Source organism: Pseudoalteromonas sp. P1-25 (assembly GCF_001401805.1).
In the GTDB taxonomy this organism is placed as follows: Bacteria; Pseudomonadota; Gammaproteobacteria; order Enterobacterales; family Alteromonadaceae; genus Pseudoalteromonas.
Genome location: NZ_LKDW01000003.1, coordinates 91886 through 108977, shown reverse-complemented (window position 1 = coordinate 108977; position 17092 = coordinate 91886). Strand labels below are relative to the sequence as shown.

Below are 17092 nucleotides of genomic sequence, written 5' to 3'. Positions count from 1 at the left end.
ACTCTTTGCATAATAAAAGCTTAAGGGATAAGTAAATGGCCAATAATTTTCGCGTTATGTTTGTAGGGCTCGCTGAGGGCACTGAGACTAAAACTGCCTGCGTTAATTTAGCAAATAAACTAAAAACGTCTGAAGATAAAGTAACTCAGTTTTTTAACGGCAAACCACTCTTTGCACCAAGCAATAAAGACAAAGCCCTAAAGCAAGCCAAATTACTCGCAAGTTTAGGCATTAAAAGTAAGTTACAAGCCACAGGTGAGCAGCCTCCTCAAAACCCTAGTGCAGCTAGTCAGCGTGATGAACGGATTTTTGATGCCCTCGATTACATAACAAGCAGCCTGATCCGCCTAGAAGAAAAGCTAGAAGAGCTAGAGCAAAGGCTTCCAACCAATGAGCTAAAAAGCCCTGCAGACGAAAGCGATGAGTGGCAAGAAGATGATCTAATGCTTGACGAGCAGCTCGATGAACCTGTTAAAGCGCGTAGCAATATTTTGTTATATTCACTGATTGCCACCGCCGTTTTACTACTGATTGTGCTTGCTGTTTACTTAGCTTTTCCTGATTTAGTGTCTATTTAATCGAAGGTGCGTAATTACAATGAGCAATAAACGTACACACATACGCCAATCTATTCGCCAATTACGCAATAATCTATCAAAAAAACAGCAAGAAAAAGCCGCTGCACAGCTAAAGTTGAATTTTACTCAACAGCTAAATAGCGAGAAAACAGCCTCGAAAAAACAGATAGCCATTTACTTTAGTAACGATGGAGAGTTAGATACATCGCTGTTAATTAATGAGTTATGGCGACAAGGCCATGCTCTTTATTTACCCGTTATACACCCATTTAATGGGGCTACTTTGCTATTTCAACGCTATGAAAAAAACTCACCCATGAGAGCAAATCGCTATGGTATCTTGGAGCCTAAGCTGAACTGCTCTCAAATATGCCCATTAACTGATTTAGATTACTTACTGATGCCACTTGTTGCATTTGATAATCAAGGTAACCGATTAGGAATGGGGGGTGGATTTTACGATAAAACACTGGCGCAATTACACGCATACAATTGGCAAAAACCGCAACTTATTGGCCTAGCACACAGCTGCCAAAAAGTAGATGCACTGCCAATTGAATCGTGGGATGTTCCACTTAAAACCATTATTACTCCTGATAAAATTTATCACTGGTAATATACACCCACTACACATTTGAAATATGAGCATGACAATGACGCAAGACGAATTAAAAAAAGCAGCTGCGTGGGCTGCACTCGAGTTTGTAAAAGAAAACACCATTGTTGGTGTAGGCACAGGCTCTACCGTAAATCATTTTATTGATGCCCTAGGCACAGTAAAAGACACCATAACGGGGGCGGTATCTAGCTCTGAGGCTTCAACAGCGCGCCTACAAGCATTAGGTATTGAAGTGTTTGAGCTAAACGATGTAGATGCGCTTGATGTATACGTAGACGGTGCAGATGAAATTAATGCCCATAACGAAATGATCAAAGGCGGCGGCGCAGCACTTACCCGCGAAAAAATAGTCGCAGCCGTTGCAAAACAGTTTGTGTGTATTGTTGATGACACAAAATTAGTAGATACATTGGGCGACTTCCCACTTCCGGTAGAAGTTATACCCATGGCACGCAGCTACGTAGCGCGTGAATTATTAAAACTTGGTGGCGACCCTGTTTACCGCCAAGGCGTAGTAACCGATAACGGTAACGTTATTTTAGATGTACACAATTTAAGTATTAGTAATGCCAAACAACTTGAAACACAAATTAATTCAATTGTTGGCGTAGTTACCAACGGCCTATTTGCGATGCGCGGTGCTGATAAAGTAATTATCGGCACTAAAAATGGGCCACAAATTAAATAGGATGAGGTTATGAGTAAGGTATCGTTAGCAAAAGACAAAATTAAAATTCTCTTGCTTGAAGGTGTTCACCAAAGCGCTGTAGAAACGCTTAAACGTAATGGTTACAGCAACATCGATTACGTAAAAACATCGCTACCTGAGGACGAACTTAAAGAGCGTATTAAAGATGTGCACTTTGTAGGGCTTCGTTCTCGTACTCATATTAATCAAGCCGTTTTAGACTCAGCTGAAAAGCTAGTAGCCATTGGCTGCTTTTGTATTGGTACTAACCAAGTTGACTTAAACGCAGCGCGCGAGCGCGGTATTGCGGTATTTAACGCACCGTTTTCAAACACACGCTCTGTCGCAGAGCTGGTACTTGGCGAAATACTCTTGTTATTACGTGGTATTCCACAGCGTAATGCAGCAGCACACCGTGGCGGCTGGTTAAAAACGGCAACCGGCTCATTTGAAGCTCGCGGTAAAACACTCGGGATTATTGGCTACGGCCACATTGGTACGCAGCTTGGTATTATGGCTGAAAACATTGGTATGACCGTAGAATATTACGATATTGAAGATAAGCTATCTTTAGGTAATGCCACGCAAATTCATAACCTAACACAGCTTTTACAGCGCGCTGATATTATTAGTTTACACGTACCAGAAACACCGCAAACTAAAAACCTGATTGGCACTGCTGAGCTTGCCGTAATGAAGCAGGGCTCAATACTAATTAACGCTTCACGCGGTACTGTAGTGGATATTGATGCACTTGCCGAAGCACTTAGCGAGAAAAAGCTAAGCGGCGCTGCTATTGATGTATTCCCTGTTGAGCCAAAATCTAACGAAGAAGAATTTGTATCGCCACTGCGCGAATTCGACAACGTTATATTAACGCCGCACATTGGTGGTTCAACCCAAGAAGCGCAAGAAAACATTGGTATTGAAGTAGCCGGTAAATTAGCTAAATACTCAGATAATGGCTCAACTATTACGGCTGTTAACTTCCCTGAGGTTTCGCTGCCAGAGCTTGCTAACCGTAGCCGCTTATTGCATGTACACCACAACCGCCCAGGTGTACTTACGCAAATTAACCAAGCGTTTGCCCAGCACGGTATTAATATTGCCGCTCAGTACTTACAAACTGATGAATCAATTGGTTATGTAGTTATTGACGTAGATACCGATCAATCAGAAGTTGCGCTTAAAGAGCTAAGTGCAGTAGAAGGTACAATTAGAGCGCGTATTCTTCACTAAAAGGTGAAGTGTAAAAAATAAATAAACACCGTGTTTAAAATAAATACGGTGTTTTTATTTTAAAGCTAACTTAACTTTAGGCTCTCATTTCAACGTATTTACCTAGGTGCCCATTATAAACCTTGAGTAGCGCCTTGCTTAAACAGTTTCAAATTTTCATAACCACTTATACTTTCACAGCTGATGCTATCCTCGCATTTACCTCCTTTAATACGACTCGATACGGCGGTTCGCATACTAGGCATATTTTTTATATTAGTTATAAAATTACCCATTGTTTGCTTTTCTCTAACAACGGTTATTCGCTCAATATCTTTATTTTCAGGCTCTCTTGGTAAATCAATGCCTAAAGCGGCAAGCTTTAGTTTTGCCCTTGGGTCTTTTATAGCCGCCTTTTTATAATGCTTAACTGCTTTTTCTTTATTGGATTGACCTAAAATTGCTGATTCATACACTTTAGCTAGTAAAAAATTAGCCCTCACATAGCCCTTATTTGCTGCCAGTTCTAGCTTTTCTTTTGCTTCTAAAGCATCATCTTTTGTCGGGTTATTAGCTAGCGTATATGCTGCAATATAATAATTTGCTTTAGGTAACTTTTTAGCGGCATGTCGTAAGTTTGTAAAGCCAAGGCTTTTATTAACTTCACCACCTTGGCCTTCAATCATCATTATGCCAAGTTTAAACTGGCTATTAGGCAGCCCCCAACGAGCGGCTTCATAAAAGTACCTTCTTGCTTTTTTTAAATCTTGCTCTACACCATAACCATTATAATAAAAAGTGCCCAACATCTCTTGAGCAAGTGGGATCTGTTGACGTGAGTATTGCTTTAGCTTTTTAAACTCTTCCTTACATTTTTCTGAAGAGCATGACTCCACCTTGATATTGTGCTCAAAATTAGTTTTTGCTGATATGGTTGGCGAAAGCGATAAGGTTATTACTTGGGTAAGAATTAAAAATAAGCGCATAATTAGGTCCATTTCCGTATGTATAACTAATACACTAGCCAAACAGAGACTGAAAAACAAGCAGCTCAACCAATGCAAAAGCATTTAAAAACAGATTATTATATTGCACAAAAAAGCGTGAGATATACTCACGCTCTAACAACTTCAGTGTTTGCAGCCAACCATATAGGCAACTACAAAGCTAAAACGACTTTATTCGCCTTTAACTTCTAAATTAACGAATTTAACTAGCTCTTCTGGCTGGCCAGCTAACATCATTATTTGCTGGTTTACTTCCATCATGGTTTTACCTTCAGGCAATTTTGCCGATATGCTTAAAGAGTTTAGGCCTTTGGCAAAGTCAGTAAGCGATTGTGCTATTTCTTCAGTTACGGGGGCTTGCTGTAACTGTTGCTGTAGCGTCATTTGCATTTGCTCAAGCGTCATACCTTGTTTTTCAAGCTCACTCACAAACAGCTCTTTTAATTTACCTTGGTTATTAAGTACTAAATTAATATTACGTGGCTCAAGCTTGCTCATAGCTTGCATCACTAAGGTTTGCTGTTGTAACTCTTGCTCATACGTAAGTGGCGTGTCCCCTGCTTCTTGCTGCGCTTTGCTTATAGCAAGGGATGCGTCCATTAATGCTTTAGCATTGGCAAGGCCTACATCCATATTAAAACTAACAATATCTTTTGCATCGAGCTTTAAAACTACGTCGCTGTCGCCAGACTCCTCATTGTAATCAAGCGATGAGCTTAAGTCGTAGCTTGCTGAGGCGAGCATTTCGTTTGTATCAGCAGGTAGTTTTGCTACAAAGTCTTTATCGAACTGGAAGCTTTTTACTGTAAACGATGTATGTGGCGATATTTTATCGGTTTCGTAACCGATTACTTCAATACTTTGAATATGCGCTACGTTTTCACCTTCAGGGCTTATTACTTCCATGTTAGTAATTTCAACACTTTTAGAAATAACACTTGCCGATAAACCCGCATATTTAAACGTTGCACCAGTTTGATCGCTTACTAAAGCAAGCTGCTTGTCTACTTCAGTACGAACTTCTTGGGTTGCTACATAGTTTGCGTAGCTAATGCCACCCACACCTGCTGCAACAATGGCTATGGCTATTACGAGTTTTTTCATGTTATTTCCTTATTCTGTTCTTTGTGTAAGTTATATTAGCTCAAGAGTAACATTGCATGGCAATCCCTGTAAGCGTTAATTAATCAAACTAAGCAGCTCATGCACTGTTTTTACAGGCGTAATTTTAGCGCCTAAGCCTTCCATAGATTTATGGTAATTACGAAATGGAATAAATATTTCGGTAAAACCATGCTGCGCCGCTTCTTTAACTCGCGGTACACCGCTGTCGATTGGGCGTACGTCGCCGTTTAAGCTAAGTTCACCCATAATGCAGGTTGTACGCGGTACTACAAATTCGTTTAAGCTACTTAAAAGCGCAGTCACTAACGCTAAATCAATACAGGTTTCGGTTTCATCAATTCGTAAGCCGCCCACAATATTAAAAAACGTATCGTGAAATATTTTAGTTTTGGTGTGTTTACGTAAAATACCAGTAAGCATTTTTATTCGGTTCATGTTTAAACCTACACATACTCGCTGTGGGAATTCAGCTTCGGTTTCGGTGGTTAAACATTGTATTTCGAGTAATAAGTTCCGGTTACCTTTTCGGATACACGTAATAGTAGAGCCCGGTGATTCAGTACTTGATCCCGATAAAAAAATCTCACTGGGGTTATCAACGCTCAGCATGCCGCGCTCGCACATTTTAAAAATGCCTACGGTATCAATATCACCAAAACGGTTTTTATTAGCTCTAAGCGTACGTACTTGTCCATCATTCGTGTCAATATGCAATAAAGCATCCACTATATGCACTAATGTTTGCGGCCCTGCAATTTCGTTGTTTTTATTTACATGGGCAATAATAAACATGGTGACATCGTTTTGCTTACAATACTGGGTAAGCGCTTGCGCAGCACTTTTTACTTGCGAAGGCGAACCAGGGCTACCATTCGCTGTATCGGTTACAACCGCTTGAATAGAGTCGATGACAGCAAACTTAATTTTATTTTTATCAAGCTCTTCAATAATGGTTTCTACGCTGGTTTCGGAAAGTAAATAAAGCTCATCGGCGTTGTAATTAAGCTTTAGTCTGTTTACACGGTTTTTAAACTGCGACAGCGACTCCTCAGCGGTACAATAAAGCGATGGCATACGCTGCGACATTCTGGCTACTAAGTCAGATAATAGCGTTGTTTTACCCGCACCAGGGTCGCCCGAAATAATATTAACCGAGCCTGTGGTTACCCCGCCGCTTAGTACACGGTCAAGTTCACCTATTTCGGTTAGTTGCTTTTCGGCTTCTGTGGTGGCTACATCGTCAATTTTTTTAGAGCCGCCGCCAACACCACCGGCATAGCCACCTACCGTTGCGCGCGCAGCCGCTTTTTTACTTTGTCCTGCTGAGGGTTTAAATTCTGCCAACGTGTTCCATGCACCACAGCGACACTGACCTTGCCAACGTTGATAGTTCATACCACATTCTGTACAAACAAATTCTACTTTTGCCGCTTTAGCCATTTATAACCTTACCTACTATTGTTTAATTTGAGCGTTTACTATTAAGAATAGATATTACCATTGAAGCAATGTGCTTGCAGTGTAGCATTCGTTACACGTAGTTTGTTTCTACTTTAAATACAAATACATACTACTTTTTATTTTGCCCTAATTTAGGGCATACTTATTGCTTTTATATGCTTTGAAGTAACTTGCCAATAATTTGGCATTTAACACATAATAACAAGAGTTAAACTGTACTTACACGAAAAACCGTACCTATATCAACACTGTGGTGCGATGTTACGTTTATTGAATTTTCAAATAAATGGACTTTACAGTATACCTACTTTTCAATTAGACGGTGACGATTTATAAATGGCTGAAGACATACTGCTCAAACACGAAAGTCTCGTAAATGAGTTAAAAACCTATTTAGGTAACGCAAAGTTCGACCAAATTTTCAAATCTAAAACGGCCGGTTTAACAAAGCCTGAGCAATTTTTGATGAAAATGGAAATGTCGCGCCTATCTCAGCCAGTAGCCCGCTTTGTAGACCTACGGGGCTTAGTTACCGGGCAAGTGCGCCCATATGAGCATAATGGCAAACAACATTTTATGGATGATACTGCCATAGAGGTTTTTGAAGCAGCTCTTAAGCAACACGGCGGCTATACGTTAGCAGTATACGAAGCAGTAATGAATACCGAAAACAACCATCGCGTACTGCAAAAGCAAGCGCAAGAGCAAAGTGATGCGCAAGCCGAAAACGATACCCTAACTACCAGCGTAATAAAATTTGCCTCATACGAAAGTCGCTCTGAAGAGCGGATGAACTACTCAATTAAAGTTAAAATTGAGTACAATGATCATAAAAATATTGCCGCTAGCACGTCAGACATTTCTTTAAGTGGCTGTAAAATTAAACTTTCTACTCGGCAAGTTATTAAAAAAGGGCAACTCATTGCCATGCGCCTGGTTGGGCTTGAACAAGATTTTGAGTTAGGCCTTAAAAACGGTATTCAATATGAAGTCGTAGCAGTTGATAACATATCACGCGAATATAACCACATTCGTTTAAAGCGCACTTATATAGAAAACAATGAAAAGTTTGATGAGTTTTTAGAAAGCTTTATTCATGGCAATAAACGCCGCTATAAAGTGAATTTAGATAACACCCTTGATGCAGTTGTTTCCAAAGGTTATGAGCAATATTATATCCCCCGTGTTACCTCTTTATACGTATTTTTAAGTAAAAAAGGCGACCATATAGTCCCAAGCTTGAGCCTGACAACTGAAAATAACATTTTTATTCAGCGCTATTTTACTGATGAAAGAAAAGTGCCCTGCTTATATAGCGTTTTGAATAACCAACGCATTAGTCAAATGCTTAGCCAAGTAACCGCCGTAAAAGAAGAGTATCTATATACATTTACACATGTGTCTGCGGGAAAAATCTATTACTACTCAGCCACGCGTACAGAGCTTAATAACAACCCTAAATTAAAAAATCTATTTTTAGGATTCGGCAGTCAAAAAGATAGTTGGCAATGTTTTAAGCTACAAGTTATGCCAAGCCACCCTGATGATTCGTTTATTCCGTTATCGCTACCAAACTCGGCGGGTAAAAACATAGAAAAGCTAAATAAACCGCCATCGCCACGTGTGTCAGGCCTTATAAAAGATGTGAAATACATTGCGGTTTTAACTGCCATTGGCAATAGCGAAGAACAAGCAAATTATAAAAAATTACCGTTTGATAAGGCGATAGTGAACCAACTTAAGCATTTTGGCCATGCTAAGCATAACAAACCACCTTATTTAGATATTGTTGCGTTAGAGTATGTAAATTTGCGCTCTCATAAACGCTACTTATATAAAACACCCGCATTACTTACGTTTGAGGGTAAGCAATATCAGGCTCATTCTCGGGATTTTTCGGTGATGGGTTTGCAATTAGAGTCATCCGTACCGGTTAGCTTTAAAAAGGGTGATATTGTTTTACTATCTTTCCCCGATTTACAAAAAATAACTAAAAAACATAACTTAAGTGAGCTTAAATACGAAGTAATGGCGATTAGTAAGTCATTAACAACCATTAATTTAAAAGCGAACAGAGTGGCTGACTTACCACATGCAGGTGTTAACTTTTTTACCCAATTAATTGAAAGTAATAAAGATAAACTAAAAGTATCTGAAGAAGCCCCGAAAATAGAAGGCCTTTCTACTGCACTTAGAAATATGGTGACCAAAAGTGTGTGTCAATTCCCGCTTTATTTACATAAAGAAGCAAGCCACTTTATTTCAGGTGCCATAGGTTTTGGTTTATATGCCAGCCCTATCCACGTTATTTTACAAAATTTTGGCTTATTAAATAACAAAACTGATCTGAGCCATATTTTAACGCAACAACAAATTATTGATGTGATCACCCCAAGCATCAAAGACCGTAGCCGACAAGACCCGCCTTTACCGTTTACTCTTGTGATTAATTTTGACCCTAAGCAGGAGACTATTGAAAAGGCTGTCACAAGCCAATGCGTACTAGGTGAAAACTATTCAAGCTTTAGCGAGCAAATTAGTGCAGGCGTTAAATCTGAACTGGTATTTGTAATGCGCTTATATTTATCGCGTACTGGGCGCCCAGATACAGACTATCTATCAAATGAGCTAAAGTATGTAAGCCAATATGCAATGCACAAAGCAAAGGATATAGAAGAAGCGCTATGGGCAGTATCTGGCGTGGGTGATATTGTAGATATAACCGACGAAGCCCTTAGCCATTTACAATTAGATCAAAAGCAAGTAGCCCAAATGGGCCGAAGAAAACTGTTGTGGTTAAACCGCTTGCGCTAAGCGGTTTAACTTATGCTGTGGTTATTTATGTAAAGGAATTGCCAGCATGTACAGTAACTGTAATAACGACCCCTTACATATAGCTGCTTGAGCTTGCTCCACCACTTTTGGTTTACCATGTACGGCAACGCCTAACCCTGCTTTTTCCATCATTAACAAATCGTTTGCACCATCGCCAATGGCTACCGTTTGCGTATTTGCTAAGCCCAACTTTTGTTGCAGTGTTTCTAAAACAACCGCTTTTTGCTGCGCATCAACTATAGTACCAGAGACCTTACCTGTGAGCTTGTCGTTTGCAAACTCAAGCACATTAGCATGTACTTCATCTAAATTAATAAGCTGTTGCACACGCTCTGCAAAGGGTACAAACCCGCCTGATGCGATAGCAAGATACCAATTATGCTGCTTTAATATTTGGCATAAGGCTTTAATACCTGGCATTAATGGTAAAGTATTTTTTAACTCATCTATTAAGCTTTGCTCTATGCCAGCTAACTTTGCTACACGTTGATTTAAACTTTCGCTAAAATCTAACTTGCCAGCCATTGCAAGTGCGGTTACAGAAGCCACATCGTCATATACATCTGCTAAACGCGCAATTTCATCAATGCATTCTATGGTGATGGCGGTGGAGTCCATATCCATAACCAATAAGCCTGGTTCATATAAGTTTGGCGGTGTGGCAACTTGCACTAGCTGACAATCAAGCGAATTTGCAAACTCCCCTAGCACAAGCGGATTAATTTTTTGCTCTGACTCTGGGCTATAAAAACACAAAGCTGGGGCTAACCCTAAGTCGGGTTGATAGTGACATACAGCCGTTACATTGAGTTCGTGCTTTTTTAAAAATTCGATAATGCTAGTTACGTGCTTTAGTTCAAAATCGCCTGCAAACGCAATACTAAATAACCCAACGGTTTTATCTGGTTGTGTTTGAGCAGTAGTAAACTGCCCATCATTATAATTAAACCATGTGTTTAGCGTTAAAGTGTGTAATGCTTGCTCAGCAGCTGGCTGTGCCATGTTCGTTTGCGACATGGGGTCTCCGTGTTTGTTATTTGTTTTTTTAATTTTGCGTATCTTTTAGAGGATTCATAACGCTAAATTCGCCATTGAGGTAGATTTAAGGTTATAGTTACTGTAGTTGTAACATCAAATCAAAATGCTGTCAGTAGCATATACGGTGACTATGAAAAATAACCATATAAAAAGCCCTTTATCTGCATCACAAAGAAAGCGAATTATTCGTTTATTATTGGCTGCGGGCTGTTTTGTATTACTGAGTTTTGTAGGTGTTAACAGCAGCTTTGAAAGCCACCAACTGCTTTATAATAGTGCCGATAACACTGCCAAAAGCTTAGCCCGATTTATGGCACTGAATGCTAAAGAGCCATTACTTGCTAAAAATAAGCCACAACTTACTGCGCTATGCAACGATATAAGTAAAGACGAGTTTGTACTTTCAGCCACAATATACGATCAGCAAGGCGTGCTTATAGCAAGCAGCGATCATTGGCAGTCACATCATGTATTTGGCCAATTACCAGAGTCGACCCCTGGAATAAGTAAACTAAAAACCCCGTTTGTCGAGCCTGTTGTAAGCGACATAGATAAGCCTCTTGGCTTTGTCTCTATTACCTATTTAACACGTGCTGCGATATCAGATAGTCACAATCATTTTCATGATTTAGGCAGGCAAGTTTTGTTAATGCTAGTTATTGCGTGTATTTTTACGTGGCAGTTAGGGCGGGGACTAAAACGTTGGCAGGTAAACCGCTATATGCAAAAAACCTCAGAGCAAGAGTCATAAAGCTGCTTCGCAAGCGCCTCTTTATCGCTACTTTGCTTTAAACTACATAATACATTGAACACATTTGGAATGTGTAATGGCGTATTAATTTCACCTTGATGACCGCTAAGTGGCATTGAAGGCGAGTCGGTTTCGAGCACTAAATGTTGTGGCTCAATTTGAGCAATAACATTACGGGTTTTAGCAGCCCGTTCATAGGTAATAACCCCACCTACCCCTAATTTAAAGCCCTGTTTGATATAATACTGGGCTTGCTGAAGTGATCCCGAAAACGCATGTATCACCCCACCACATTTTGGCTTACAACGTTTAAACGATTGCGCAATTAAGTCATGGCTTTGCCTGTGGTGCACAATAAGCGGTAGGTTCAGTTCGTTAGCAATCGTTATTTGCTGCTCAAACAATCTTGTTTGCTTTTCAAGGTCTTCAATACTTCTATCAAGTCCACACTCACCTATTGCTACCAGTTGTTTATTGTTCACCTTTGCAAAGTCGAATAGCTGCACTAAGTGAGCATCTTTATGATCACCTAAAAAATAAGGGTGAAGCCCTGCGGCAATATGTACTTGTGGGTATTTAGCTTTAAATTCAATTAGCTGCTTTGATTGCACCAAGCTGATACCTGGCACAACAAGGCGCTCAACACCTTTAGCAATACACTCTGTTATGAGTGATTCGCGATTTGCATCAAATTCGCTAAAATCAAGATGGCAATGCGAGTCTATAAACTTCACAGCGTAAACCGATTAAGGGTTTAAACGTGTTATTTGCCAGCTATTATCGGCTTGACGCTGATATATAAAACGGTCGTGCAATCGATGCGCGCCACCTTGCCAAAACTCAATTTTAGAAGGCACTACGCAATATCCGCCCCAAAAATCTGGCAGTGGAATTTCGCCGTTAGCAAATTTACTCTTCATATTGGCAAAGGTTTCCATTAGCGCTTTTCGCGAGGACACCGGACGGCTTTGCGCTGATGCCCATGCGGCTAATTGACTTTCTTTAGGGCGAGATAAAAAATATTTTGCCACCGCTGATGTTGGTAATGGTTTTGCCTCGCCGTATACAATCACTTGGCGCTCCATATGGTGCCATGGAAAATGCAGCGATATTTTATTATTACCTTTTAGCTCTTGTGCTTTACGAGAGCCGGTATTAGTAAAAAATACAAACCCGTTATCATCTAAATGCTTTAACAGTACAATACGCTGTGAAGGTTGCCCAGTTTCATCAACTGTTGCTACAACCATCGCCGTTGGGTCTGGAATATTACTGCCAACAGCATGCTCAAGCCACGTTTCAAATTGTTTGAATGGATCATCTTGCAAGTTATCTTCGCTTAGCGCGTCTTGCAGGTATTCACGGCGGATATCTTCGAGTTTCATAAACAAATCCTTCTCTGTTTATTAAAGCGTATGTGGGTAAGTTAAGGTCAGGCTGTTAATCGTTATAAGAGCAAAAATAAAAATGTTTTGTTTAATGTTAGTTTAGTGTTGGGTTTCGTTTCACTAAACCCAACCTACGGTGCTATCAGCTATCAGCTATCAGCTATCAGCTATCAGCTATCAGCTATCAGCTATCAGCTATCAGCTACAAAATTGATTAACTTACAAAAGTTCGTCAAGTAAAGCCTAAAATCATCTGCAAGTGTAGGAGTGCTAGCAAGGCGGTAAAACTATTTATGCCAAGGAGCATACGGTTTGTATGTGACTTAGGCTAAATAGTTTTACCAACGCAGCTAAAGCGAACTACACGAAGCAGACGTTCACCTAAGTAGTTTAGCCTAAGACAAGGCATCCAACCCGACTTATCCCTATGAGCATACGGTTTGTATGTGATTAGGGTAAGTCGGGGTGGATAACGCAGTATTAGGTTAAAGTACGACGGTGATTACATTTGCTCCATGACTTCAATGCCAAGTAAGTCCAATCCAGTTTTCAGCGTATCTGCCACTAAATTACACAGCACTAAACGGCTGTCACGTACGCTTGGCTCTACGCCTTCTTTTAGTACTGGGCAGGCTTCGTAGAATGTCATGTATAAGCTAGCTAGCTCGTATAAGTAGCTACATAATACGTGCGGAGTAGCCTCAGAGATCATTAAATCAAGCACTTCTTCAAGCTGTAGCAGTTTAAGTGCGAGTGCTTTTTCTTGCGGCGCAACTATTTCAACATTAACACCAAGAAGAGTTAGCGCTTCGGCACTTAAATCTGATTTACGGAAGATACTACGCACACGCGTATAAGCATATTGTAGGTAAGGTGCTGTAGCGCCTTCAAAGCTTAACATGGTGTCCCAGTTGAAGATGTAATCGCTGGTACGGTGCTTAGAAAGGTCAGCGTACTTAACCGCGCCAATACCGACTTTACGCGCAATTTCGCTGCGATCATGATCCGATAAATCAGATTCACGCTCAGCAAGTTTTGTTGCTGCACGGCTAATTGACTCTTCAAGTAAGTCGGCAAGTTTAACAGTGCCACCGGTGCGAGTTTTAAATGGTTTACCATCGGCGCCCATCATGGTGCCAAACGGGCAAAACTCATAGCTTGTCTCATCACGTAAAAGGCCTGCTTTTCGTGCTGTAAGCTCCACTTGATTAAAGTGAAGGCTTTGACGCGCATCAACAAATATTAAAATACGTTCAGCGCCTAAAGTGTTTGAGCGGTAATTACATGCGGCTAAATCGGTGGTTGCATATAAAAAGCCACCGCCAGATTTCTGCACGATAAACGCTGATGGCTCACCATCTTTGTTGGCAAGCTCATCTAAAAACACCACTTGTGCGCCTTGCGACTCTACAGCAATATTTTTATCTTTTAAAAGGCTAATAATATCGTTAAGTTCGCTGTTGTATGCACTTTCAGCCATAATATCGTCTTGAGTAAGCGTTACATTTAGACGTTTATATACTTCTTCAGAGTGCTTAACTGAGGTTGCTATAAATAACTTCCATAGCTTTTCACAGTGCGCATCGCCGCCTTGTAGTTTAACCACGTAATCACGGGCTTTATCGGCAAAGCCTTCTTCATCGTCAAAACGTTTTTTAGCGTCGCGGTAAAACGTTTCTAAATCAGCAAGCGCTACCGACTCTAAGTCTACGCCTTGGCTAATTTGATCTTCTAAATGCGCAATTAGCATACCAAACTGTGTGCCCCAATCGCCCATATGGTTTTGGCGAATAACTTTATCGCCTCTAAACTCAAGGGCACGTACAATCGCATCACCAATAATGGTTGAACGTAAATGGCCTACGTGCATTTCTTTTGCAAGGTTTGGTGATGAGTAATCTACTACCACAGTTTGTGGGTTAGTGTGCTCATTCACAGCCAGTTTTGCATCGCTGTTTGCTGCTTTTACACTGTTTGCTAAAAACTCAGGCTTTAAGTGGATGTTAATAAAACCTGGGCCGGCAATTTCTGTTTTTTCAGCAATATCATTTACATCTAAATTATCAATAATTTTTTGCGCAAGCTCGCGTGGGTTGCTTTTCATTTTTTTAGCGGCACCCATTGCACCATTAATTTGGTAATCACCAAATTGCGGGCGTGTGCTTTGTGTAACTGCTGGATTGGTATCTTCTGGTAGGCCTGCAGCGGTCATGGCGGCAATGGCTTTTTCTACTAAAATAGTACGAATGTTCATTATATTATTTACCTATGTAAGCCCGCCATAGCAGGCTTTCAGTTAACTTTAGTCAGTCAGTTCTAATTTTCGCGCGTGTGGCTAAAGGTTACGTCTGGGTAACGCTCTACCGATAAATTTAGGTTTACGCGACTTGGTGCTATGTAAGTTAAGTTATCGCCACCATCAAGCGCTAAGTTGCTTTCGCACTTACGCTTAAACTCTTCAAACTTTTTAACGTCGTCACAATGTACCCAGCGCGCAGTATTTACGTTAACACCTTCGTAAATAGCATCTACGTTGTATTCTGCTTTTAAACGCGCAACAACAACATCAAACTGCAGCACACCTACTGCGCCTACAATCAAATCGTTATTAATAAGCGGTCTAAATACTTGTACTGCACCTTCTTCAGATAACTGTACTAAGCCCTTTAGTAGCTGCTTTTGCTTAAGCGGATCTTTTAATCGAATACGGCGGAACAATTCAGGGGCAAAGTTAGGAATGCCACTAAATTTAAGCTTTTCGCCTTGCGTAAAAGTATCGCCAATCTGAATAGTGCCGTGGTTATGCAAACCAATAATGTCGCCTGCGAATGCATCTGCTGCGCGCTCACGATCGCCCGCCATAAAGGTTACCGCATCGGAAATACTTATTTGTTTACCAATACGCACGTGGTTCATTTTCATGCCTTGGCTGTATTTACCCGATACAATACGCATAAAGGCTATACGGTCACGGTGTTTAGGGTCCATGTTAGCCTGAATTTTAAATACAAAGCCGGTAAAGTTTTCTTCAGTTGCAACAACTTGGCGGTCTTCTGTTTCACGCGGCAATGGTGTTGGTGCCCACTGTGTTAAACCATCAAGTACATGGTCTACACCAAAGTTACCAAGGGCTGTACCAAAGTAAACAGGCGAAAGCTCACCCGCTAAAAACAGCTCAAGGTCAAACTCGTTAGAGGCGCCAATTACCAGTTCTAGTTCTTCACGTAATTGCTCGGCAAGCTCTTCACCAATGGCGGTATCAAGCTCTGGGTTATCAAGGCCTTTTACAGTGCGTACTTCTTGAATCGTATGACCTTGGCCTGTTTTGTATAAAACTGCCTCGTCGTTATGAATGTGATAAACACCTTTAAACTCTTTACCACAACCAATTGGCCACGTAATAGGCGCACAGGCAATGTTTAGCTCTGTTTCTACTTCATCAAGTAGCTCCATTGGGTCACGAATATCACGGTCACACTTATTCATAAAGGTAACGATTGGGGTAGTACGCAAGCGCGTAACTTCCATAAGTTTACGGGTACGTTCTTCTACACCTTTTGCGGCATCAATAACCATTAAACACGAATCTACCGCAGTTAAAGTACGGTAAGTATCTTCTGAGAAGTCTTCGTGTCCAGGAGTATCAAGTAAATTAACTAGCGCATTGTTATATGGAAACTGCATGACAGAGGTAGTAACTGATATACCACGCTCCTTTTCCATTTCCATCCAGTCAGACTTTGCATGCTGATTAGAGCCACGGCCTTTTACAGTACCGGCTTTTTGAATCGCTTGTCCGAACAAAAGTACTTTTTCGGTGATGGTGGTTTTACCAGCATCCGGGTGCGATATAATTGCAAAAGTCCTTCGCTTGCTAATTTCGTTGATAATATTCTGGTCTGCCATTAATAAGTTCTTTTAGTTTGATGCCAAGTTACATGCATAACATTGAGTGTATGCAAGGCAACCCGTTAAGTTGATCGTTATTAACTGGGCTTTGAGCAATTTAGTGTGAATAAATTGACAACAATTAACGCCATATAGCTAATTTTTTAATAGTGGCAATTGTAACAGGAGTCGGTATAAAAGTGTGCTATCTAACTTAAAAATATCTTGGCTTTGTCTAATCACTATTTTAGGGGGCCATCTAACTGTAATTTAATCGGTAGATACATTAAATTTTAACAATGATGTTTTCACTTAAAGCACAATACATAGGGTAATTTTTTAAAACTTAACAGATAAACTTAAAGTGCCAAGAATATAAAAGCCTCCTTAGCAATAACTTATTAACGACCCATGTATTAAAACATTATATTTTTACTCTAAATTAACGCTAATCGACCTTAGCTTCTTGAGAATTAAACCTGTAACGCATATCATT

14 protein-coding genes and 1 pseudogene are annotated in these 17092 nt (G+C 40.4%); 6 read left to right on the top strand and 9 right to left on the bottom strand.

The window, feature by feature from the left end; genetic code table 11:
* Positions 1-35 precede the first annotated feature (35 nt).
* The 4 genes from AN393_RS03620 to serA are packed head-to-tail and all read left to right on the top strand — an operon-like array spanning position 36 to position 3124.
* Positions 36-578: a hypothetical protein gene (locus AN393_RS03620; protein ID WP_055017346.1), complete on the top strand. Its 543-nt coding sequence runs from the start codon at positions 36-38 to the stop codon at positions 576-578.
* A 19-nt stretch (positions 579-597) separates the two neighbouring features.
* Entirely contained in the window at positions 598-1194 is a 597-nt protein-coding gene (locus tag AN393_RS03615; protein WP_055016906.1) for a 5-formyltetrahydrofolate cyclo-ligase, read from the top strand.
* Between the two features lie 37 nt (positions 1195-1231).
* A complete protein-coding gene (gene rpiA, locus AN393_RS03610) occupies positions 1232-1885 on the top strand; it encodes a ribose-5-phosphate isomerase RpiA (RefSeq protein ID WP_055016905.1) in 654 nt (217 codons plus the stop codon).
* 9 nt (positions 1886-1894) lie between these two features.
* Positions 1895-3124, top strand: coding sequence for a phosphoglycerate dehydrogenase (gene serA, locus AN393_RS03605; protein ID WP_055016904.1), 1230 nt, complete (start codon positions 1895-1897; stop codon positions 3122-3124).
* 113 nt (positions 3125-3237) lie between these two features.
* On the opposite strand, the gene AN393_RS20520 is transcribed toward serA, so the two are convergent.
* From AN393_RS20520 to radA, 4 genes and pseudogenes are all read right to left on the bottom strand, one after another.
* Positions 3238-3789 (bottom strand): tetratricopeptide repeat protein, encoded by a 552-nt coding sequence (locus AN393_RS20520; protein WP_235575950.1) that lies wholly within the window; start codon positions 3787-3789, stop codon positions 3238-3240.
* A 51-nt stretch (positions 3790-3840) separates the two neighbouring features.
* Positions 3841-4089 (bottom strand): annotated as a pseudogene (locus tag AN393_RS20695) (sel1 repeat family protein); the annotation flags it as partial.
* A gap of 192 nt (positions 4090-4281) precedes the next feature.
* Complete coding sequence (locus AN393_RS03595; protein WP_055017344.1) at positions 4282-5214, bottom strand: hypothetical protein; 933 nt, start codon at positions 5212-5214, stop codon at positions 4282-4284.
* Positions 5215-5289: 75 nt separating this feature from the next.
* On the bottom strand, positions 5290-6675 hold the full coding sequence (radA, locus tag AN393_RS03590; RefSeq protein WP_055015152.1) for a DNA repair protein RadA: 1386 nt from the start codon (positions 6673-6675) through the stop codon (positions 5290-5292).
* A gap of 357 nt (positions 6676-7032) precedes the next feature.
* Here radA and AN393_RS03585 point away from each other — a divergent pair, with 357 nt between their 5' ends.
* A complete protein-coding gene (locus AN393_RS03585) occupies positions 7033-9510 on the top strand; it encodes a PilZ domain-containing protein (RefSeq protein ID WP_055017343.1) in 2478 nt (825 codons plus the stop codon).
* Between the two features lie 21 nt (positions 9511-9531).
* Here the strand turns inward: AN393_RS03585 and serB are convergent, their stop codons facing one another.
* The gene (gene serB / locus AN393_RS03580) at positions 9532-10548 is read right to left on the bottom strand and encodes a phosphoserine phosphatase SerB (protein WP_055017342.1); all 1017 of its coding nucleotides are present in this window, start codon (positions 10546-10548) and stop codon (positions 9532-9534) included.
* Positions 10549-10699: 151 nt separating this feature from the next.
* Here serB and AN393_RS03575 point away from each other — a divergent pair, with 151 nt between their 5' ends.
* Entirely contained in the window at positions 10700-11320 is a 621-nt protein-coding gene (locus AN393_RS03575; protein WP_055015149.1) for an AhpA/YtjB family protein, read from the top strand.
* On the opposite strand, the gene AN393_RS03570 is transcribed toward AN393_RS03575, so the two are convergent.
* The 4 genes from AN393_RS03570 to prfC all read right to left on the bottom strand — a co-directional run bounded on the left by AN393_RS03570 (position 11287) and on the right by prfC (position 16614).
* Positions 11287-12054: a TatD family hydrolase gene (locus AN393_RS03570; RefSeq protein ID WP_055017341.1), complete on the bottom strand. Its 768-nt coding sequence runs from the start codon at positions 12052-12054 to the stop codon at positions 11287-11289. The genes AN393_RS03575 and AN393_RS03570 overlap by 34 nt on opposite strands.
* 12 nt (positions 12055-12066) lie before the next feature.
* The gene (gene pdxH / locus AN393_RS03565; protein WP_055015147.1) at positions 12067-12705 is read right to left on the bottom strand and encodes a pyridoxamine 5'-phosphate oxidase; all 639 of its coding nucleotides are present in this window, start codon (positions 12703-12705) and stop codon (positions 12067-12069) included.
* A 505-nt stretch (positions 12706-13210) separates the two neighbouring features.
* Positions 13211-14962, bottom strand: a complete 1752-nt coding sequence (argS, locus tag AN393_RS03560; protein WP_055017340.1) for an arginine--tRNA ligase — start codon at positions 14960-14962, stop codon at positions 13211-13213.
* Positions 14963-15024: 62 nt separating this feature from the next.
* Positions 15025-16614, bottom strand: coding sequence for a peptide chain release factor 3 (prfC, locus tag AN393_RS03555; RefSeq protein ID WP_055015145.1), 1590 nt, complete (start codon positions 16612-16614; stop codon positions 15025-15027).
* Between the last annotated feature and the right edge of the window lie 478 nt (positions 16615-17092).

What these genes read in the sequence shown, in the direction of transcription:
- AN393_RS03620 (WP_055017346.1), top strand. Translation starts at nt 36, where the DNA reads ATGGCCAATAATTTTCGCGTTATGTTTGTAGGGCTCGCTGAGGGCACT.
- AN393_RS03615 (WP_055016906.1), top strand. Translation starts at nt 598, where the DNA reads ATGAGCAATAAACGTACACACATACGCCAATCTATTCGCCAATTACGC.
- rpiA (WP_055016905.1), top strand. Translation starts at nt 1,232, where the DNA reads ATGACGCAAGACGAATTAAAAAAAGCAGCTGCGTGGGCTGCACTCGAG.
- serA (WP_055016904.1), top strand. Translation starts at nt 1,895, where the DNA reads ATGAGTAAGGTATCGTTAGCAAAAGACAAAATTAAAATTCTCTTGCTT.
- AN393_RS20520 (WP_235575950.1), bottom strand. Translation starts at nt 3,789, where the DNA reads ATGATTGAAGGCCAAGGTGGTGAAGTTAATAAAAGCCTTGGCTTTACA.
- AN393_RS03595 (WP_055017344.1), bottom strand. Translation starts at nt 5,214, where the DNA reads ATGAAAAAACTCGTAATAGCCATAGCCATTGTTGCAGCAGGTGTGGGT.
- radA (WP_055015152.1), bottom strand. Translation starts at nt 6,675, where the DNA reads ATGGCTAAAGCGGCAAAAGTAGAATTTGTTTGTACAGAATGTGGTATG.
- AN393_RS03585 (WP_055017343.1), top strand. Translation starts at nt 7,033, where the DNA reads ATGGCTGAAGACATACTGCTCAAACACGAAAGTCTCGTAAATGAGTTA.
- serB (WP_055017342.1), bottom strand. Translation starts at nt 10,548, where the DNA reads ATGTCGCAAACGAACATGGCACAGCCAGCTGCTGAGCAAGCATTACAC.
- AN393_RS03575 (WP_055015149.1), top strand. Translation starts at nt 10,700, where the DNA reads ATGAAAAATAACCATATAAAAAGCCCTTTATCTGCATCACAAAGAAAG.
- pdxH (WP_055015147.1), bottom strand. Translation starts at nt 12,705, where the DNA reads ATGAAACTCGAAGATATCCGCCGTGAATACCTGCAAGACGCGCTAAGC.
- argS (WP_055017340.1), bottom strand. Translation starts at nt 14,962, where the DNA reads ATGAACATTCGTACTATTTTAGTAGAAAAAGCCATTGCCGCCATGACC.
- prfC (WP_055015145.1), bottom strand. Translation starts at nt 16,614, where the DNA reads ATGGCAGACCAGAATATTATCAACGAAATTAGCAAGCGAAGGACTTTT.